General features: G+C 44.8%; 18 protein-coding genes. 8 read left to right on the forward strand and 10 right to left on the reverse strand.

Annotated elements, in window-relative coordinates; all coding sequences use genetic code 11:
- Nucleotides 1–10: 10 nt before the first annotated feature.
- The 4 genes from F0231_RS01680 (at nucleotide 11) to F0231_RS01695 (ending at nucleotide 3,294) form a co-directional block, all read left to right on the forward strand.
- Entirely contained in the window at nucleotides 11–709 is a 699-nt protein-coding gene (locus F0231_RS01680) for a 1-pyrroline-5-carboxylate dehydrogenase (protein WP_171757979.1), read from the forward strand.
- Between the two features lie 69 nt (nucleotides 710–778).
- Entirely contained in the window at nucleotides 779–2,266 is a 1,488-nt protein-coding gene (putP, locus tag F0231_RS01685; protein ID WP_171757980.1) for a sodium/proline symporter PutP, read from the forward strand.
- 215 nt (nucleotides 2,267–2,481) lie between these two features.
- Nucleotides 2,482–2,718: a hypothetical protein gene (locus tag F0231_RS01690; protein ID WP_171757981.1), complete on the forward strand. Its 237-nt coding sequence runs from the start codon at nucleotides 2,482–2,484 to the stop codon at nucleotides 2,716–2,718.
- Nucleotides 2,719–2,817: 99 nt separating this feature from the next.
- Complete coding sequence (locus F0231_RS01695) at nucleotides 2,818–3,294, forward strand: Lrp/AsnC family transcriptional regulator (RefSeq protein ID WP_171757982.1); 477 nt, start codon at nucleotides 2,818–2,820, stop codon at nucleotides 3,292–3,294.
- A 64-nt stretch (nucleotides 3,295–3,358) separates the two neighbouring features.
- Here F0231_RS01695 and F0231_RS01700 read toward each other — a convergent pair whose 3' ends face one another.
- Nucleotides 3,359–4,063 (reverse strand): DUF445 domain-containing protein, encoded by a 705-nt coding sequence (locus F0231_RS01700; RefSeq protein WP_171757983.1) that lies wholly within the window; start codon nucleotides 4,061–4,063, stop codon nucleotides 3,359–3,361.
- Nucleotides 4,064–4,344: 281 nt separating this feature from the next.
- Here F0231_RS01700 and F0231_RS01705 point away from each other — a divergent pair, with 281 nt between their 5' ends.
- Nucleotides 4,345–5,472, forward strand: a complete 1,128-nt coding sequence (locus F0231_RS01705) for an OmpP1/FadL family transporter (RefSeq protein WP_253825694.1) — start codon at nucleotides 4,345–4,347, stop codon at nucleotides 5,470–5,472.
- A gap of 4 nt (nucleotides 5,473–5,476) precedes the next feature.
- Here F0231_RS01705 and F0231_RS01710 read toward each other — a convergent pair whose 3' ends face one another.
- The 4 genes from F0231_RS01710 to F0231_RS01725 all read right to left on the reverse strand — a co-directional run bounded on the left by F0231_RS01710 (nucleotide 5,477) and on the right by F0231_RS01725 (nucleotide 9,040).
- Entirely contained in the window at nucleotides 5,477–5,905 is a 429-nt protein-coding gene (locus F0231_RS01710) for a thioesterase family protein (RefSeq protein WP_171757985.1), read from the reverse strand.
- A gap of 108 nt (nucleotides 5,906–6,013) precedes the next feature.
- Nucleotides 6,014–6,346, reverse strand: a complete 333-nt coding sequence (locus F0231_RS01715) for a hypothetical protein (protein ID WP_171757986.1) — start codon at nucleotides 6,344–6,346, stop codon at nucleotides 6,014–6,016.
- 97 nt (nucleotides 6,347–6,443) lie between these two features.
- Entirely contained in the window at nucleotides 6,444–7,889 is a 1,446-nt protein-coding gene (locus F0231_RS01720; protein WP_171757987.1) for a methyl-accepting chemotaxis protein, read from the reverse strand.
- 263 nt (nucleotides 7,890–8,152) lie between these two features.
- On the reverse strand, nucleotides 8,153–9,040 hold the full coding sequence (locus tag F0231_RS01725) for a DMT family transporter (protein WP_171757988.1): 888 nt from the start codon (nucleotides 9,038–9,040) through the stop codon (nucleotides 8,153–8,155).
- Nucleotides 9,041–9,261: 221 nt separating this feature from the next.
- On the opposite strand from F0231_RS01725, the gene F0231_RS01730 reads away from it, so the two are divergent.
- Nucleotides 9,262–9,618 carry an acyl-CoA synthetase gene (locus F0231_RS01730; RefSeq protein WP_171757989.1) on the forward strand — a complete coding sequence of 119 codons (357 nt, stop codon included), beginning with the start codon at nucleotides 9,262–9,264 and terminating at the stop codon, nucleotides 9,616–9,618.
- 9 nt (nucleotides 9,619–9,627) lie between these two features.
- On the forward strand, nucleotides 9,628–9,975 hold the full coding sequence (locus F0231_RS01735; protein ID WP_171757990.1) for a GlpM family protein: 348 nt from the start codon (nucleotides 9,628–9,630) through the stop codon (nucleotides 9,973–9,975).
- A gap of 34 nt (nucleotides 9,976–10,009) precedes the next feature.
- On the opposite strand, the gene F0231_RS01740 is transcribed toward F0231_RS01735, so the two are convergent.
- The 5 genes from F0231_RS01740 to F0231_RS01760 form a co-directional block, all read right to left on the reverse strand.
- Nucleotides 10,010–10,849, reverse strand: a complete 840-nt coding sequence (locus F0231_RS01740) for an energy-coupling factor transporter transmembrane protein EcfT (protein ID WP_171757991.1) — start codon at nucleotides 10,847–10,849, stop codon at nucleotides 10,010–10,012.
- Nucleotides 10,846–12,534 (reverse strand): ABC transporter ATP-binding protein, encoded by a 1,689-nt coding sequence (locus tag F0231_RS01745; RefSeq protein ID WP_171757992.1) that lies wholly within the window; start codon nucleotides 12,532–12,534, stop codon nucleotides 10,846–10,848. Before F0231_RS01745 ends, F0231_RS01740 begins: the two co-directional genes overlap by 4 nt.
- Before the next feature lie 6 nt (nucleotides 12,535–12,540).
- Nucleotides 12,541–13,089: an ECF-type riboflavin transporter substrate-binding protein gene (locus F0231_RS01750; RefSeq protein WP_171757993.1), complete on the reverse strand. Its 549-nt coding sequence runs from the start codon at nucleotides 13,087–13,089 to the stop codon at nucleotides 12,541–12,543.
- Nucleotides 13,090–13,344: 255 nt separating this feature from the next.
- On the reverse strand, nucleotides 13,345–14,475 hold the full coding sequence (locus F0231_RS01755; protein ID WP_171757994.1) for an HlyD family secretion protein: 1,131 nt from the start codon (nucleotides 14,473–14,475) through the stop codon (nucleotides 13,345–13,347).
- Complete coding sequence (locus tag F0231_RS01760; protein ID WP_171757995.1) at nucleotides 14,475–14,861, reverse strand: DUF3302 domain-containing protein; 387 nt, start codon at nucleotides 14,859–14,861, stop codon at nucleotides 14,475–14,477. The genes F0231_RS01755 and F0231_RS01760 overlap by 1 nt, the downstream gene beginning before the upstream one ends.
- Before the next feature lie 142 nt (nucleotides 14,862–15,003).
- On the opposite strand from F0231_RS01760, the gene F0231_RS01765 reads away from it, so the two are divergent.
- A complete protein-coding gene (locus F0231_RS01765; protein WP_171757996.1) occupies nucleotides 15,004–15,888 on the forward strand; it encodes a DMT family transporter in 885 nt (294 codons plus the stop codon).
- The last annotated feature ends 19 nt before the right edge of the window (nucleotides 15,889–15,907 follow it).

Here is a 15,907-nt window from a genome sequence, read left to right on the forward strand (position 1 = left end):
GAGAAGTAGCATGGTTCATCAAGTAACACGTTTTTCTGATGCATTTTCAGCGTGGGAAAACTGGAATCTTACCGATTTTGATTCAAAGAGTGAGTGTCTACTCGCTTTTAAACAGGCTTTGCAAATGACGCAGCCTAAATTAGCGTCTGTGGCGTCGTACCATATTGAGCAAGCATCAGCATTTTTGGCTGAAACGCATCAATTGGTTGGCCCAACAGGTGAAACAAATGAACTTTACACCGCGGGACGTGGTGTGGCTCTTGTGATTCAGGACAGCTCACAAGAGCAGGCTAAGCTAGCCGTAGTAGCGCAGGTTATTGCTGCACTTGTTGCTGGTAACGGTGTCATCTTATGTGGTGATGATACTGAGCTTAGCCAAGCATTGGAGGCGGCTTATACGCAGTCTTCACTTCCAACTAACCTTGTACAGTTTGCAGCACTCGATGCTTATCATCAGCTGCTTGAGTCCGATGTACGCAGTATTGGTTATGTAGGAAATCCAGAGGTTGAAACCAGTATCAACCGCCAACTGGCAAAACGCTCAGGTGCCATTGTGAGCCTGACGTCTGAAACGGATCTGGTCAACATTCCTGTTGCACACGATCCACATCTAGCGCTGAGATTTATTACTGAGCGTACTAGAACAATAAATATAACTGCAGTGGGTGGCAACGCAACCTTGCTAGAGCTAGGGAGCGAAGCTCACTAAACTTCAATGATTTGCCTCCCGAGATGGAGGCATTCAGGGAAGGCGATCTTTTACAAGAGGACAAATCAAATGGAAAATAGCTTTGCTATTACAACCACGTTTATTGCATATCTAATTCTGATGCTTGCAATTGGCGTTATTGCTTACCAACGAACGAAAAGCTCAAGTGACTACTTCCTTGGCGGCCGTTCGCTAGGCCCATGGCCTGCGGCATTGTCAGCAGGTGCATCGGACATGAGTGGTTGGCTACTGCTTGGCCTACCAGGTTACGCGTACGCGGCTGGTATTGAGGCATTTTGGCTTGCGGGCGGTCTATTGGTAGGTACATGGTTGAACTGGCTGATCACAGCGAAACGTCTACGTACTTACAGCATTACGACGGACGCGCTAACTCTGCCAGAGTTCCTATCACGTCGTTTCAATGATAATTCAAAGATGATTCAGGTAATCGCTGCTTTCTTCATTCTTTTATTCTTCCTTTTCTACACAAGCTCAGGCTTAGTAGCAGGCGGTAAATTATTTGAAACAGTCTTTGGTCTTGATTACACCACAGCGGTAGTGATCGGCACGATCTGTGTTGTGTCTTACACACTATTTGGTGGTTTCTTAGCGGTTTCATGGACTGACTTAGTGCAAGGTCTACTGATGTCTGCAGCGCTACTGATTGTGCCTATTACGGCGCTTGAAGGTGGCTTTGGCCAACTGGGCAGTGATTTGACAGCAATCAACCCAGAGCTTCTTACACTGTGGAACGATGCGAAAGGTGAACCACTATCTGCGATTGCGATCATCTCGCTAGCGGCTTGGGGTTTAGGCTACTTTGGTCAGCCACATATCTTGGCGCGTTTCAAAGCATCTCGTAGCAACAAAGATCTCACCACAGCTCGTCGTATTGCTGTGATTTGGACTGGCTTATCAATGGTTGGTGCAATGCTAGTCGGTCTGGTTGGTCTTGTGTACGCGAACAACTCTGGTATCAGTGTTGATGATGGTGAGAAAATCTTCATGCTGTTGGTTAACTCTCTGTTCCACCCAGTTATCGCAGGTATCTTACTGGCGGCTATTCTTGCGGCGGTAATGAGTACAGCCGACTCTCAGTTACTGGTATCTTCATCAGCACTGGCTGAAGACTTCTACAAACAAGTTTTCAAGAAAGATGCAACATCTGAAGAGATCGTTATGGTTGGCCGCATTGCGGTAATCGGTATTTCGATTGTGGCGCTTGTACTGGCAATGACACCTGACAGCTCAGTACTTGGCTTGGTTTCTTATGCGTGGGCAGGTTTTGGTGCCGCATTTGGTCCTGCACTTATTCTAAGTCTTTACTGGGAGCGTATGAACCGTAATGGTGCTCTAGCGGGTATCTTAGTTGGTGGTATCACAATTGTAGTATGGAAACAGCTATCTGGTGGTTGGTTTGATGTGTACGAAATCGTACCAGGAATCATCTTCTCAACGATTGCTATCGTTGGTGTTAGTTTGATGACAGGTGAGCCTGAGCAAGCGGTGAAGTCTCAGCATGCGACATTCAAAAAGCAGCTTGTCGAATTAGACTAAGGCGTCATTTAGATAATGTATTCAAGCCTCGCTAATGTTAGCGGGGCTTTTTTGTTTTTTTTATGACGGTATTGCTAGCGCACAGAATAATTTCTTGCCTGTGTATTAATTGAACAGAAATCACACTTTATAAACTTTCGTTTAAGTTTTTTGAACTCTCATGTTCATAATATGTCGATTATCAGTAGCAGACTGATTCAACGGAGAGAACACACATGCCACAAATGCACTGCCATTGCTGCCAAAAGAGCACCCCACACAAAGTTGTCCTTAAACGTTGTAGCGAAGAACATGACTCTGTGATGAAATCGATGGCTTGCTTTTTCGCTACTGTGTTTAAGGGCGATCACTATGTGAAAATGGAAAAACAAGCCTTCTGTCGCGTATGTAATGCTCAAAGCAGTGTCGCGACTTCTCAAGAAGATTCGTTCTCTGGCGTAAAAATCGCGTAACCTTCACAAAACTTCTGCAAAGATTGGTGTGGGTGTAAGTAGAACTGCACTTTTGTTTTAGAATAGTGTTTCTCTACCTTCACTTATAATGATTCGCCGATGGAACTAGATAGAATCGACCGAGAAATTCTCCGTGCCTTAAATTTAAAAGGTCGACTACCTGTTGTAGAGCTTGCCAAACAAGTTAACTTAACCACATCCCCTTGCTCAGATCGTGTAAAACGGTTAGAAAAAGAGGGGTATATAAAAGGCTATCATGCTGAACTAAACCCAGAGAAACTAGGGTTAGATGTTCAGGTCTTTATTCATATCCGTTTAGATCAAACCAGTTTTTCTATCTTCGAAAAGTTCGCTCAGGCCGTAGCAGATATGCCTGAAATTGAAGAGTGCTATTCACTGTCTGGCGACTTTGACACCATGATTAAAGTGCGAGTCAAAGATATGAAAGCGTATCAAAACTTCATGTCGACCAAATTAGGTACTTTGCCAGGAGTAATCCAAACTCGTAGCGAAGTGGTGATAGAAGAGCACAAAACCAGTTTTGGTGTGAATGCTGATTTGATAGGTAAGCTTTAACACGATGTGCAAAGAAAAAGGGAAGCTCGGTGGCTTCCCTTTTTACTGTCCGTATTTTGGGTGCTTAGGCTACAAATGAAGAGATAACACCAATAATACCGCCAAAGACGCCACCCCAAACGACTAACCAGCCTAGGTGCTCTTTGATCATCTTTTGAACCATCTCTTTAACTAAACGAGGCGTCAATTCACTTAAACGTTGGTCGATAATATTTTCAACATTGTCGCGGATTTCATCCATCATTGCCGGGGATTCAAATTGCTCTTTCAAAGCCTCTTTGATGGTGTCACTCTGGCTCATGTCGATAATCGCCTCTTGCATCTTCTCTACAAAAGGTTGTTTTAGTGGTTGCAGAGCTTCTGTCCCACCAAACATCGCGAGCATCCCGCCAAACTGAGAGTTTGCGATAACATCAACCAGTGAATCGAAAGTAGGATTGAAGTCGATCTTTTCAATCACAGGTTCGAGATTGAGTGATTTCCCGCCCGCCATCTCTTTGTTTAAGAACTTGTCGATGTTCTCTTGAGTAAAAAACTGTTCCATCATCAGATTCTTAATCGCGGCTTTAAACTCTTCAAAACGAGCCGGTATAACACCCGAGCCATATAGCCCTGGAACTTTCTCAAACAACATATGGATTGCGAGCCAGTTTGTAATAGCGCCAGAAAAGGCAAACAGGCCAGCATAGAAGGCAAGTTGATTATCGGTTTGGTAGCCACCGGCTAATAGCGCTAAAGCAATGATGTTAGTAAGTAAGCTTTTGTTCATGGGGGAGTTAAAACTAGATAATTGACGAAGCGGTGAGTATATACCAAGTACGTGACGAATCGACAGGTAAACGGTTGAAAATTCCCCGTAGGATATAGCCGCAAGTAATAATGGATATTCATACAAGGCAAATCAGGTGCCTTAAAATACGCAGTGTAATTTAGCCAAGCAATCGTGGTTGGTGATAAAACCTAACATAGTGAATACGCATGCCTGATTTCAATGTACCTACGAAACGTCTCTTACCCAATCTCATAATCCCCGTTATAGGCGTCTCTTCGTTGCTCATTTCGCCGGTCTACGCAAGTGGGCTTTTACTCCAAGAAGCCGTAGTTGCTAACGCAGGTACGGTTGGTGCAGGAGACGGGGTCTATACAGACTCTGCGGCCGCTATGTGGGCGAACCCAGCGACAATGTCATATATGGGAGAGAGTAAAACCACGGTAAATGGTTTGTTGTTTGACTTACAAATGGATTATGACGACAAACAGGGCGGGGGAAATGCTAATGGCCACACCGTTATGCCCGCTGTTGGCGTGTTCCATACTCAGCAGTTAACAGACAAATGGCATGCAGGTATTGCTCTAGGAACGGTTGGTGGTTCCAGTATCGACTATGGGCAAGAGTGGGCAGGGAGTCTGCTGATGAGTGACATCACGCTGACCGCGCTTCAATTGAATCCGTCTGTGAGTTATCAGGCAAATGAAAACCTTTCATTCGGTGCGGGGATCCAATTTAGCTGGGCCTCGCTAGAGATGGGCATGCTTAACGGTCAAGTTAACTTAGATGAGGATTCAGATTGGGCTTATGGCTATAACGTGGGCGTGATGTACAAACTCAATGAGCAGGTTGACCTTGGCTTTAGCTTCCGCTCTAAAGTGGAGCACGAATTCTCGACCACAATGACTGGGCCAGCTGCGTTGAGCCCGTCTGTCGCGACGGATCTTTCGGTACCCGCTATCTATGATGTCAGTGCGAAATATGCAGCGACGGATAAACTCAACTTACTGACCAGCGTTCAACTTCATCGATGGAGCGAATGGGATCAAACTGCTTTCGAGCTTGCTGGTGGAGCTCAAGCAAGTATTGACCGACAATGGGATGATGTTTGGAAAATCGCGCTTGGGGCTGACTATCAAGTTTCGAGTGATTGGAAGCTAAAAGCAGGCTTCTCGTATGAAACTTCTCCGCAAAATGATCCGACGTATCAATGGGTCGACTTACCTGTTGGCGAACAATATCGATATTCGGTAGGCGCGTCGACTTCGTGGAACGATTATACCTTTGATCTATTCTATGAATACGCGGATTTAGGCGATGTCGATATGCTTCATGAAAGCTCTGTATCTCCCGTAAATGGAACTTTCTCAGGCCAAATGCACTTTATTGGCCTGGGAGTGACTTTTTAGGACGTTAGTGACCCTCTGTCGTTTTGATAGCAGTTTTAATTGACTCTGGTAATGTCGCTTTGGTGTTGTTTTTGAAGGCAAACATCACACAAGTGGCATTACCAACGGTTGTTACCTTGCCAAGTTTAGTGCTGATGATTTTGTATTCCATAGTAAATCGATCGTCTTGTAAGTCGATTACACGAGATCCAATGAGCAGTGTATCAGGGTAGGTGACGGGCAGTTTATAGCGGCATTCAGTGTGCCCAAGGACAGGACCTATTCGGCTCTCTTTAAGGTTGACGAGTAAGTCTATCTCCTTAAAGTAATCTAGCCTTGCCGTTTCAAAGTAGCGAAAGTAGACCGCATTATTAACATGTTGAAGCGCATCCATCTCGCCCCAAGCGACAGGTATTTCTGTCACAACCGCAAATTCTTTTAATAACTCTTCCATGACCAATCCTCCATTTAGTTGAGTAAATATACTAAATGCAAATTCGATCTGGTGGATATTAATGTTAAAGAAATGTGAATCTAAACGCTACGCTTGCGCCAACATCCGTTAATTGTCGTATGGCACACTATCAAGCTTCCACATCTCTAGGGTATGTGCTGAATCAAAACAACGGCCCAAGAGAATTTGATATTTGGGATCATAAGGATCACCAATGTAAGTCGTTCGGATAAGCTCCCCAGTTTTCATGTCAACTTGAGTAACCGTTCGCCCTTTAAAGTTCTGAAGAATTACGAATTGCTCACTCTCATACACTAGCTGTTCACGATAAAACCAAAAGGTATCTGCTGTGTTCAGTAAAGTACATTTAAGAGGTATTGATGCTGATGTCGCACCAGCGTTTGGGGTAGAGAGTAGTAATGCGAGTATTAAGGTGCCCATAGCGCCATCCTTGTCCCACCTTAGAAGTTAAACTAAGTATAGGTAAGGCAAGCCAGTTTAGTACTGGCTTTTTTGCGCTACAGGCAAGTGAATCGTGTTATTGAGTTTGGTATTGCGTTAGCACTTCAGTTAACGACTTTGACGTGTGACTTAGATTTGCGATGCCCTGTGAAGACTGCTCCGCGATGGTGCGAATCGTATTGGACTGAGTTCGGATATCGCTAAGCTCGGAAGCAATATCGTTCGCGACAGAACTTTGCTCCTCAGCAGATGTTGATATTTGAATACTCATTTCCATAAGTGCATGAGCTGACTGGGAGATAGCTTGAACGTCATGGCCAATCTCCTCAACTAAATCACTGCTTGTTTGAGCTTGGCTTACGGTCTGCTCAGTGATCGATGCAATAGTTTGTGTTTCTGATTGCAGTTTCTCGATCATTGTTTGGATCTCTACTGTTGCTGATTGAGCACGGCCAGCCAAGGTTCGAACTTCATCTGCAACCACCGCAAAGCCTCTACCTTGCTCTCCCGCTCGTGCTGCTTCAATTGCTGCATTGAGTGCGAGTAAGTTAGTCTGCTCCGAGATGGAATTGATCGTTGTGATCACCTCATTAATATGGGTCGTATTTTCGGTTAGAGTTGAAACCGATTGTGAAGCCTGACCGATGTAATCAGAGAGTTTGCTGATCTCGTTGATCGCAGATTGAACACGTGCGTGGCTCTGCTCGATATGTTGTGAATCGTTTTCAGTTTGTTGAGTCGATTGCTGTGATATGTTTGCAACTTCTTTAGCCGACGCTGTCATCTCTTCCATCGCTGTGGCGACCGAGTCTAGAGAACTATATTGGTGACCGATTTGGGTTTCACTGGTCTTGATTTCTTGCTCAAACGATGAAGACGTTTCGCTTAGAGTCGTGGCACTGTCTTTAACGGTCACTACCAGTTCGGTCAACGTATCCATCGCCTTATCTAATGCACAACCAATTGTACCGAATTCGTCACGACCAGGGTGAAAGCCAAGACGAGAAGTTAGGTCGCCCTCACCAATGCGTTGCGTTGTGGTATATAAAACCCACAATGCGCCGCCTAGGAAAGTCGCTACCCAATAACAGAAGAGCCCAAAAGGGAGAGCACATAAAAAGCTGAGTGCAAAAGTGGTCAGTGCTTGTGTTTCTTCTTCGATGGCTAAGGTGTTGTGAAACGTCAGTTGGTACGTCTTTCCGTTGTTGGCTGCCTTTGTAACGACGGCAACGCCTTCTGAGTAGGTTGAAGGCTGCGCGCGTTGTACTTCTATCACATTGTCCAACGAATTTAACGTGTTTTGGCTATTGTCACTCAATGAAGCCACATTGAGTGCGCCTTCGAGGTACTGCTCGGCAGCTAAAATCGTATTGCTTTCAATGCTATCGAGCGTATGGAGGTAGCGTCCTCCGGCAATGATTGTAATAGATAACAAGAATAGACCCACAATTGTCCAAATCTTGTCATTGATAGACATTTTGATAAACAGTCGGTCAATCGTTCGAAATTTAACTTCTTTCATATTTCCATTCCATCAGAGTGGCTAAACCGTATTTGTAAGAAAGTATTTATAAATTTATCGAAACAACATAGGGATTTATTTGTTGTGGGTCGCATTTATTTGTAAATGAAAGTGCTTTTCTTGTTAGATTTGTGATCTGAATGTGGTTTTGCGCAGACTAAGGACGTGATCTGTAGTCAACGACGATGGAGGAGGTGGTGGGAAAGCCATTGGAGATGAACCGCAGCCGAGGTAGGGATTGGCTGCGGACGTGTGAAAGTGAGCTATGCAGTTTTTGCCCTGAGTATGAACTTAGCGGGTGAAAAGCCTGTCACCATCATTGTTCCAGATAGAACAAGTGTAGTGCCAATAACGGTATTGAAGCCAATTGGCTCGTCCAATATCAACCATCCCCAGAAAATACCAAATACGGGAATAAGGAACGTAACCGACAGCGCAGAGGCTGCACCTTCATCGGCGACTAAGCGAAAATAAAGCAGGTAAGCTGCTGCAGTACAGATTACGCCCAGCGCAATAACCGACATCATCTCGATTTGGGTAGGTTCCGATCGCATAGGGATGAAAGGTAACAGTGGCAATATAATTAGGACACCAGCCCACATACTGCCATGAGCGTTGTCGAACGAAGGGATCTTTGGCGCGCTCTTAGTGTAATTGGTCGCAATTCCATAGCTACTGGCTGCCATGACTCCGGCCAAGATGGGTAATGCGGCATCGATACCAATATTGATGGCATCCATCCCAACCAAGGTGATTACTCCCACTACACCAATGACCATTCCAAGTGTTGCCTTTTTTGTCAGGATTGCCTGATGCCAAAATATGCCAATCATTGCGCCCCAAATTGCCGCGGTTGAGTTAAGGACTGAAAGAGTTGAAGCGTTGAGCGTTTGTGCAGCATAAGCAAACAAAATGAAAGGCAGGGCAGTATTAAACAAACCGATGATCATAAAGTGTTTGAAATTGGCGCGAAAGGCGAGGTTTCGTTTTATCACAAGCGAAACCAGAAAAAGCGTTACGGCGGCAAACCCGACTCTTAATTCGATAAGGTATGCAGGCCCAAAGGTATTGGCAGCGATGCGCATGAAGAGGAATGAACTTCCCCAAATTGCAGCAAGACATATTAAGCGAAGAAAGCTAGCAGTACTCATTGATACTCCTTATTTTTTGTAACGCCAATGTGAACGAAATTGGTCAGATTAGCAATAGGAGAAAAGATTAGATGACCGATAGTGGCTAGGGTCCACAGAATCTAAATTGAGATTTTGCTGGTTTTTTCATCTGGTGAGAAACAGAAGTAAATGGACAGTCGTTAATTATTTCATTGGGCAATAATCTAGAAGTAATTCTCTTTATCCATGGGCTTATTGCGATGAATTTGATCGTGAATATCCACAAAGGTGTGCGAAAACATGGCTTCGAGTTAGCGACTCGCCAAGCGTGGAAATGCGGTATGAAAGCGAACTTAGTTAAGCGTGTCGTCGGGGTTGCTAAGGGTCAGATAGTTTGTGTTATTGAAGGAGTTCGTCCAGAGCTCTCAACAGAAATTAATAACACACTGCACACTGACGAAAAACAAGGGCGATATGTGTTTGTTGGAGGGATTGTTTGGCAACCAAATGATCTTTTAGCCCCAGGTTTCCCTGACTTTATGTTCATGCATTTACGTAACTTAGGCTCTAAGCATAAGTACATGACAGATGAAGAGTTGTTTCTTAATCTTGCATAAGGCCATACCGTGATTGCTCTGTTTCTTAAATGTTTGCTTGGCGCTGCGGCAGTATTGATGATTGCCTTATTGTCGAAGAGTAAAAGCTTTTACATTTCAGGACTAGTGCCGTTGTTTCCAACGTTTGCTCTTATTGCTCACTTTATCGTAGGAAATGAAAGAGGGATGGAGGAGTTACGTGTTACCGCGCTGTTTGGTCTGTACTCTCTGTTACCTTATGCAAGCTATCTTCTGGCGGTCTACTATTTTAGTTATCGGATGAGCCTAATTCAGACGCTATCAATGGCCACACTCGTTTGGATTATGTCTGCGATGATACTGCTCGCGGTATGGACGAGAGCGTTTGTGAGCGCATAAAAAAGCCCAGGTAAGACTCCTAGGCTTTTTTGCGTTAAAACGGGTACCAAAATAGATCGGTTTCTATCCATCGTTTCGTGATGGCGAGAATGACGGCTGCCAATATCAAGACAAGAGTTAACTTATCTTTTGCCGTTAATGGTTTAGCGCTATACCAAGTTCGACTCTTATGGCGGCCAAATCCGCGCAATGTCATTGCATTTGATATTTCGTCAGCTCGATCTAGGCTAGAAAAAATCAAAGGGCCAAGGATCTTAGCGACATTCTTTAGACGCTGAAACAAAGGGGTGCTCTTGGAGATATCAAGTCCTCTTGCCTGCTGAGCGTGCATGATATTAACAAAGTCATTCTTTACTTCAGGTAGATAACGAAGTGTCAGGCTGACTGCGTAGGCGATTTTGTAAGGCACGCCAATGCGGTTAAGGCTTGCGGCAAACTCGGTTGGGTGAGTGGTAAAAACAAACACCAGCGCGATCGGGAACATGCTGAAATACTTCAGTGTAACCGTTACCAAGTAGAACAGAGTTTCTTGCGTCAATGAGTAAGCACCTGGAAGCACCAGTAGCGGTGTGGTGCTGCCCATAAACTCACTACCTTGTTGAGGCGCAAGCAAGAACATGAACAGTGCGTTGAGCAGCAGTACGGTTCCAGTACCAAGTAACAGTGGCTTGTAGACCTTAACTGGAACGAGAGTCATCTTAAGCAGCGCGAGCCCCACTACAATCATTACCCCGATTAAACGTAAGTCGAATGTGGTGAGAACAACTGTCACCCAAGCCATAAATAGCGCAAATTTAGTAATGCCATTTAGTGCATGTAGCGGTGACTTAGTATCGACATAGCTGATACCAAACTTCATCTTTGAGGCATTCATGCGACACGACTCTCCGATTGGATAAAGAACTGCATAAAGCTATTGATATCATTGACTCCTATACGCTCAGCAAGGTCGTATAAGCTGGTGGTTGTGAGGTTAGCTCTGTCTAACAGTTCCGGTTGGCTGAACACTTGTGTCATTGGTGCATCTGCGATTAGCTTACTATCGGAAATGACGATCGAACGCTGGGTGTACTCAAGCACCAAATGCATATCGTGAGAGATGATCACTACAGTAATCCCCAATTCACGATTGAGCTTTTCAATGAAGCTGAGCATAGCGGTATAGTTACGATAGTCTTGTCCAGCTGTCGGCTCATCAAGGATAAGTAAGCTTGGCTCAAGTGCGAGAATCGAAGCGATAGTCACACGCTTCTTCTGCCCATAGCTTAATGCTTCGATTGGCCAGTTACGGTATTTGCTTAGCCCGCAAAGTTCGAGTACGGCAAGGACTTTATCGCTGATCTCTGATTCACTCAGCCCTTTGTTGCGCAGTCCAAACGCTATCTCATCGAAAATCATATGGTGTGAAATCATATGATTTGGGTTTTGCATCACCACACCGATCTTCTGGCTACGCTCAAAGATGGATAGTGAAGAAATATCTTGACCATTCAGTGCAATAGAGCCGGAGTCAGGTTCAATGACACCCATGATGAGCTTTGTAATCGTGGACTTACCCGAGCCATTTTTACCAAGGATAGAGATAAAGTCTCCTTGGTGGATATTGAATGAAACATCTTCCAGTGCGTTTTTCTCTCCATCATAGGAGTAAGTCAGCTTATCCACCGACAGAAGAACGTCAGCTTGAGTGCTTAGCTCAGGTTGGGGGGCTTGCCATGAAGCAAAGTGAGTTTTGTATTCATTCACCGATAAGCTTGCAAGTGAGGCTAGTGGCTCTTCGTCGCTAAGTGGACAGTTTGCCTTTTTCAATGCAGAAAGGTAGAGCGGCTCACGAATACCATGAGTATTTAACAACGGTGACGCGAGCAGCTCGTTAGGTGACATATCTGCAATGATCTCACCTTGTTCCATCAAAATGACGCGATCAATAGGGCGATGTAGAACATCCTCCAGACGGTGCTCGATGATGATGATGGTTTTACCGGTTTCCTTATGCAGTTGATCGATGATTTCGATCGTCTTGCGTCCTGTTTTAGGATCAAGTGCCGCAAGCGGCTCATCAAAAAGCAATGTCTCAACGTCATCCACGAGGATGCCTGCAAGAGACACACGTTGTTTTTGACCACCCGAAAGGTCGTGAGGTGAGCGCTCAAGCATCTCTTCTAGCTCAACCATCTTCGCGGTCGATTTCACCACAGGGTACATATCGATGTTTGAAGCCAATTGGTTTTCGAGAGCGAACGCAATGTCTTCACCGACGCTGAGCCCAACAAATTGGCTATCCGTATCTTGTAATACGGTACCAACTTGCTCTGTGTATTGGTGGAGATCGAGCTGTGATGAAGTTTGACCATTTATGGTTAACTGGCCAGAGACTTCACCTTTAATCGCATGTGGGATTAAGCCGTTTAGACATTGACCAAGGGTAGACTTCCCGCTACCACTTGGACCAATAATGACGATTTTCTCTCCTTTCTCTATCCTTAGATTGATATGTTTTAGCGTCGGTTTATCAAGCGACTCATATCTAAAAGAGAAGTCAGAAAATTCAATTGTCATTGATAATTAAGCCTCAGTAAGGTTTCGGCTTTGTTTGTTGCGCTTGGCAACAGATTTCAAGATAAAGTAACCCACCACTGCGATAAGTACGGTGTTGCCAGCAGCAATGATTGAAAGTTGTGTGAACACTTTAGTAAACGGTTCCGCGTATAGAATAGTGTCTAAGAAAGCTGAGCAGCCGTAGCCAACAATGTTCCCGACCAGCGCAAGAACAACGAAAAGGGCAAAGTCTTTGTGGTTGAAGTCACCTTGAGAGAGACGGTTTTTGGTCAGCATCGGGAAGAAACCTAAAACCATACCAACGATACCAGAGCCTAATACCCAAGTGAGCCAAACGCCCCAACCAGCAAATAGGTCTGTCACCCAGTGACCGATGAATCCAACTAAGAAACCGACAAGAGGGCCAAAAAGAACAGAGAAAAGTGCAAGTACAGCCATTGCAGGTTTTAGCGTTGTGTTCGCGAACACTGGGATGCCAAACATAGGTAAACCACCGATACCATATAGAGCAGCGCCAATAGCGATCACAACAACGGTTTTTGCCGAAAGATTCATAGATAACCCTTTGTCTAAATCTTTAAAGAACTTAGTCTACAAGCGCTTATTTTGGTTGAATTTTATACGCCTACAGAAATGAGGCGCAGATTATACCCTCTAGTTGCCGTTTTGGAAAGATAACTGTCTAGACGGCTAAATAGTGACGTACAGATAAATTGCCGCATTGAGTGAGATGGTGAAAATGGATTAGGGGTTGCTATTTCGTAGATAAAAGAAGGGCTTCGAATGAAGCCCTTAAAATGGAGTCTAATATTAGTGATCGAGGTATAGGTAGTTCTGCCAACTCTTCATTCGGATCAATACCTTACGCATGATAGATACATGAGTAAATTTGTCTGAATAAACGGCGACTTCAACGGCAGTACCTAAAGGAAGTTTGTAGTCTGTTAAGTCATCAGTAATTTTTAGAGTGACAAACACACGACCACTGGTTCGAAGTGCTTCAGTACCTAGTAGCGCACCTCTTGCTTGGAATTGGCTTTCACCGATTGCAGGCAACACCTCTATAACTTCGCCTTTAAAGACCTTACCTGGCAGTGCTCTAAACAAGAACTCTGCCTCATAACCAGGCTGAAGGCGTTGCAGAGAGTTCTGCCTGAACGCCGCTGTATATAATAAGTCTTCGGTATGAACAAAGGTCATTACAGGCGCAAGCGGCAATGGCACAGCCATAACGCCTGGTCTTAGAGCGAGTTGGGTCGCAAAGCCATCGGTTGGTGCGCGAACAACGGTCTGTTCTAAATCGAACTCAGCTTGGCGAAGCTCTTGAATAAGCCTTGCGACAGTTGTATTTTCACCGCCGATCTCTGAGTCAAGTGCAAGTTCAGCTTGTTCAACTTTCGCTTTAGCGACGTTTACCGCCGATTCAGACGCTTTGTATGCCTGTCTTCTTGTATCAAGTTGTTGCTCGGTGAATGCGCCTTTGTCGAAGCCACGCTGGTAACGTTGGAACTCTCTCTTGGCTTTATCTCTTTCGGCAATCGCTTTATTTAACGAAGCATTGGCTTCTGTAAGTGAAGAATCTAACCCCAACGCACCTTGGCTTGCTTCTTTAATCTGCGCTTTCTTTTTACCTACTTCGGCTTCATAAGGAATTGGGTCAATCTTAAATAGTACATCGCCTTCTTTTAAAGGTTTGTTTGCTTCAACAGGAACTTCAATGACACGACCTCTAACCCCAGAAACTACTGGTGTAGTTGAGTAAACCTGGTTACCGATTTGGGTAAATGGGTGGTTGTAGTTCATCAGAAGGATCAAAGTACCGATCAATACAACGCCACCTAAAACTGCGGTTGGAACCGTCCACTTGTTAAGAGGGATATTGAAGACTTTAAAAATCGTAATACACAGTGCGGCATAAGTCAGAATGAGTAGTAAATCCATTATTGCTCCTCCTCGTGACTGTTAACACTTGGTGTAACTGGGTGAGAAGTGTTTTGTTGCTTCAGCGATTTCACTTCTTCTTTTAACTGGCTAACTTCATCGATAAGAGACTCAACACGGTGATGAATGTCGTGCTGCTCAGCTTCAAGCTTTTGAAACCCCCAACCGCGCTCTTTACGCCACAACGTTGCCCAAATCCAAAGAAATGGCCAAATAGCATGAAGGGTGAATAGGCTAACCCAGCCAGCGTAGTGGATAGCATCTTGGTGAGGGTGTTCACGTTCTTTTGCTATCTCGTAAGGGATATCGTGAATGACAATAATGCCGTAAAAAATGACAAGTGCTACAAAGACCAAAAGGCCGAGAGCAAAGTAATCCAAGAACATTCTAACAATCCTTGTTCAGTGAAATGGAGTGAATACAGAATACGATCGATGAGATTTAAAGTAAAAGAATAAAAACAACAAATTAGAACGATATCAGTTACACTCGAGTTACATTTTATTAATTGGCGGACGGGAGATTCATATGCCTTTTCAGGGTGAGATTGCGGCAGTCAGCGCTGCACTAGTTTGGGCTATCGCCACCTGGATCTACAGTCAATTTAGCCATCAATTTAGTGCCCTTCAGCTAAACATAGTAAAAGGTGTGATTGCGTCAGGGATGATGTTATTGGTTTTTCCGCTTTCCCTTGATGCTATGCCTGAGCTCTCTTCATTGCACTTTGCTGTGCTCGCTCTGTCTGGTGTTATTGGGATTGCCATTGGCGACAGTGCTTATTTTGCATCTCTCAAACGTATCGGCCCCAACAAAACCTTGCTTCTTGAGTCGCTAGCGCCACCGCTTTCTGGGGTATTGGCACTGTTAGCTTTAGGCAGTGTATTGTCATTACAAAGCTGGCTCGGTGTCGTAATTACTACATTGGCGGTCTCTGCGACGGTTTTTCATGCAGACGATGCAAAGGTTGACTGGCAAGGGGTAGGCTATGGTCTTGTAGCGAGCGTTTGTCAGGCGAGTGGGGTCGTTATCTCGCATTATGCGCTGGTGGCAGGCGATCTCCCGCCATTGCTCGGCGCACTGATTCGATTGTCTATGGGGGTGCTCGTTGTGATGATGATTATTCTCTGGGTTGAAAGAAAGCCATACCAAACGATGGGAGCTCACCTTAAATCGTTAGGCCAAAGTGGCTTTGGTTGGTTGCTTGCCGCAATTTTCGTCGGAACTTTTCTGGCGCTTTGGCTTCAGCAAATTGCGCTCAAGTACGCGAATCCAGCGATAGCCCAAAGCCTTATAGCCACCAGCCCTTTGTTTATGTTGGTGATTTATGCGATTAAAGGCGAGCCGATTTCAAAACGTGCCCTATTAGGGACTGTTGCTGCTGTAGTGGGTATCTCGCTGTTTTTCATTCAATAAAAAAGCCTGCCAATTTAAA

It is taken from the genome of Vibrio sp. RE86 (genome assembly GCF_013114545.1).
Classification (GTDB): Bacteria; Pseudomonadota; Gammaproteobacteria; order Enterobacterales; family Vibrionaceae; genus Vibrio.

What these genes read in the sequence shown, in the direction of transcription:
- F0231_RS01765 (WP_171757996.1), top strand. Translation starts at nt 15,004, where the DNA reads ATGCCTTTTCAGGGTGAGATTGCGGCAGTCAGCGCTGCACTAGTTTGG.
- F0231_RS01725 (WP_171757988.1), bottom strand. Translation starts at nt 9,040, where the DNA reads ATGAGTACTGCTAGCTTTCTTCGCTTAATATGTCTTGCTGCAATTTGG.
- F0231_RS01750 (WP_171757993.1), bottom strand. Translation starts at nt 13,089, where the DNA reads ATGAATCTTTCGGCAAAAACCGTTGTTGTGATCGCTATTGGCGCTGCT.
- F0231_RS01720 (WP_171757987.1), bottom strand. Translation starts at nt 7,889, where the DNA reads ATGAAAGAAGTTAAATTTCGAACGATTGACCGACTGTTTATCAAAATG.
- F0231_RS01695 (WP_171757982.1), top strand. Translation starts at nt 2,818, where the DNA reads ATGGAACTAGATAGAATCGACCGAGAAATTCTCCGTGCCTTAAATTTA.
- F0231_RS01760 (WP_171757995.1), bottom strand. Translation starts at nt 14,861, where the DNA reads ATGTTCTTGGATTACTTTGCTCTCGGCCTTTTGGTCTTTGTAGCACTT.
- F0231_RS01710 (WP_171757985.1), bottom strand. Translation starts at nt 5,905, where the DNA reads ATGGAAGAGTTATTAAAAGAATTTGCGGTTGTGACAGAAATACCTGTC.
- F0231_RS01700 (WP_171757983.1), bottom strand. Translation starts at nt 4,063, where the DNA reads ATGAACAAAAGCTTACTTACTAACATCATTGCTTTAGCGCTATTAGCC.
- F0231_RS01680 (WP_171757979.1), top strand. Translation starts at nt 11, where the DNA reads ATGGTTCATCAAGTAACACGTTTTTCTGATGCATTTTCAGCGTGGGAA.
- F0231_RS01690 (WP_171757981.1), top strand. Translation starts at nt 2,482, where the DNA reads ATGCCACAAATGCACTGCCATTGCTGCCAAAAGAGCACCCCACACAAA.
- F0231_RS01745 (WP_171757992.1), bottom strand. Translation starts at nt 12,534, where the DNA reads ATGACAATTGAATTTTCTGACTTCTCTTTTAGATATGAGTCGCTTGAT.
- putP (WP_171757980.1), top strand. Translation starts at nt 779, where the DNA reads ATGGAAAATAGCTTTGCTATTACAACCACGTTTATTGCATATCTAATT.
- F0231_RS01755 (WP_171757994.1), bottom strand. Translation starts at nt 14,475, where the DNA reads ATGGATTTACTACTCATTCTGACTTATGCCGCACTGTGTATTACGATT.
- F0231_RS01730 (WP_171757989.1), top strand. Translation starts at nt 9,262, where the DNA reads ATGAATTTGATCGTGAATATCCACAAAGGTGTGCGAAAACATGGCTTC.
- F0231_RS01740 (WP_171757991.1), bottom strand. Translation starts at nt 10,849, where the DNA reads ATGAATGCCTCAAAGATGAAGTTTGGTATCAGCTATGTCGATACTAAG.
- F0231_RS01715 (WP_171757986.1), bottom strand. Translation starts at nt 6,346, where the DNA reads ATGGGCACCTTAATACTCGCATTACTACTCTCTACCCCAAACGCTGGT.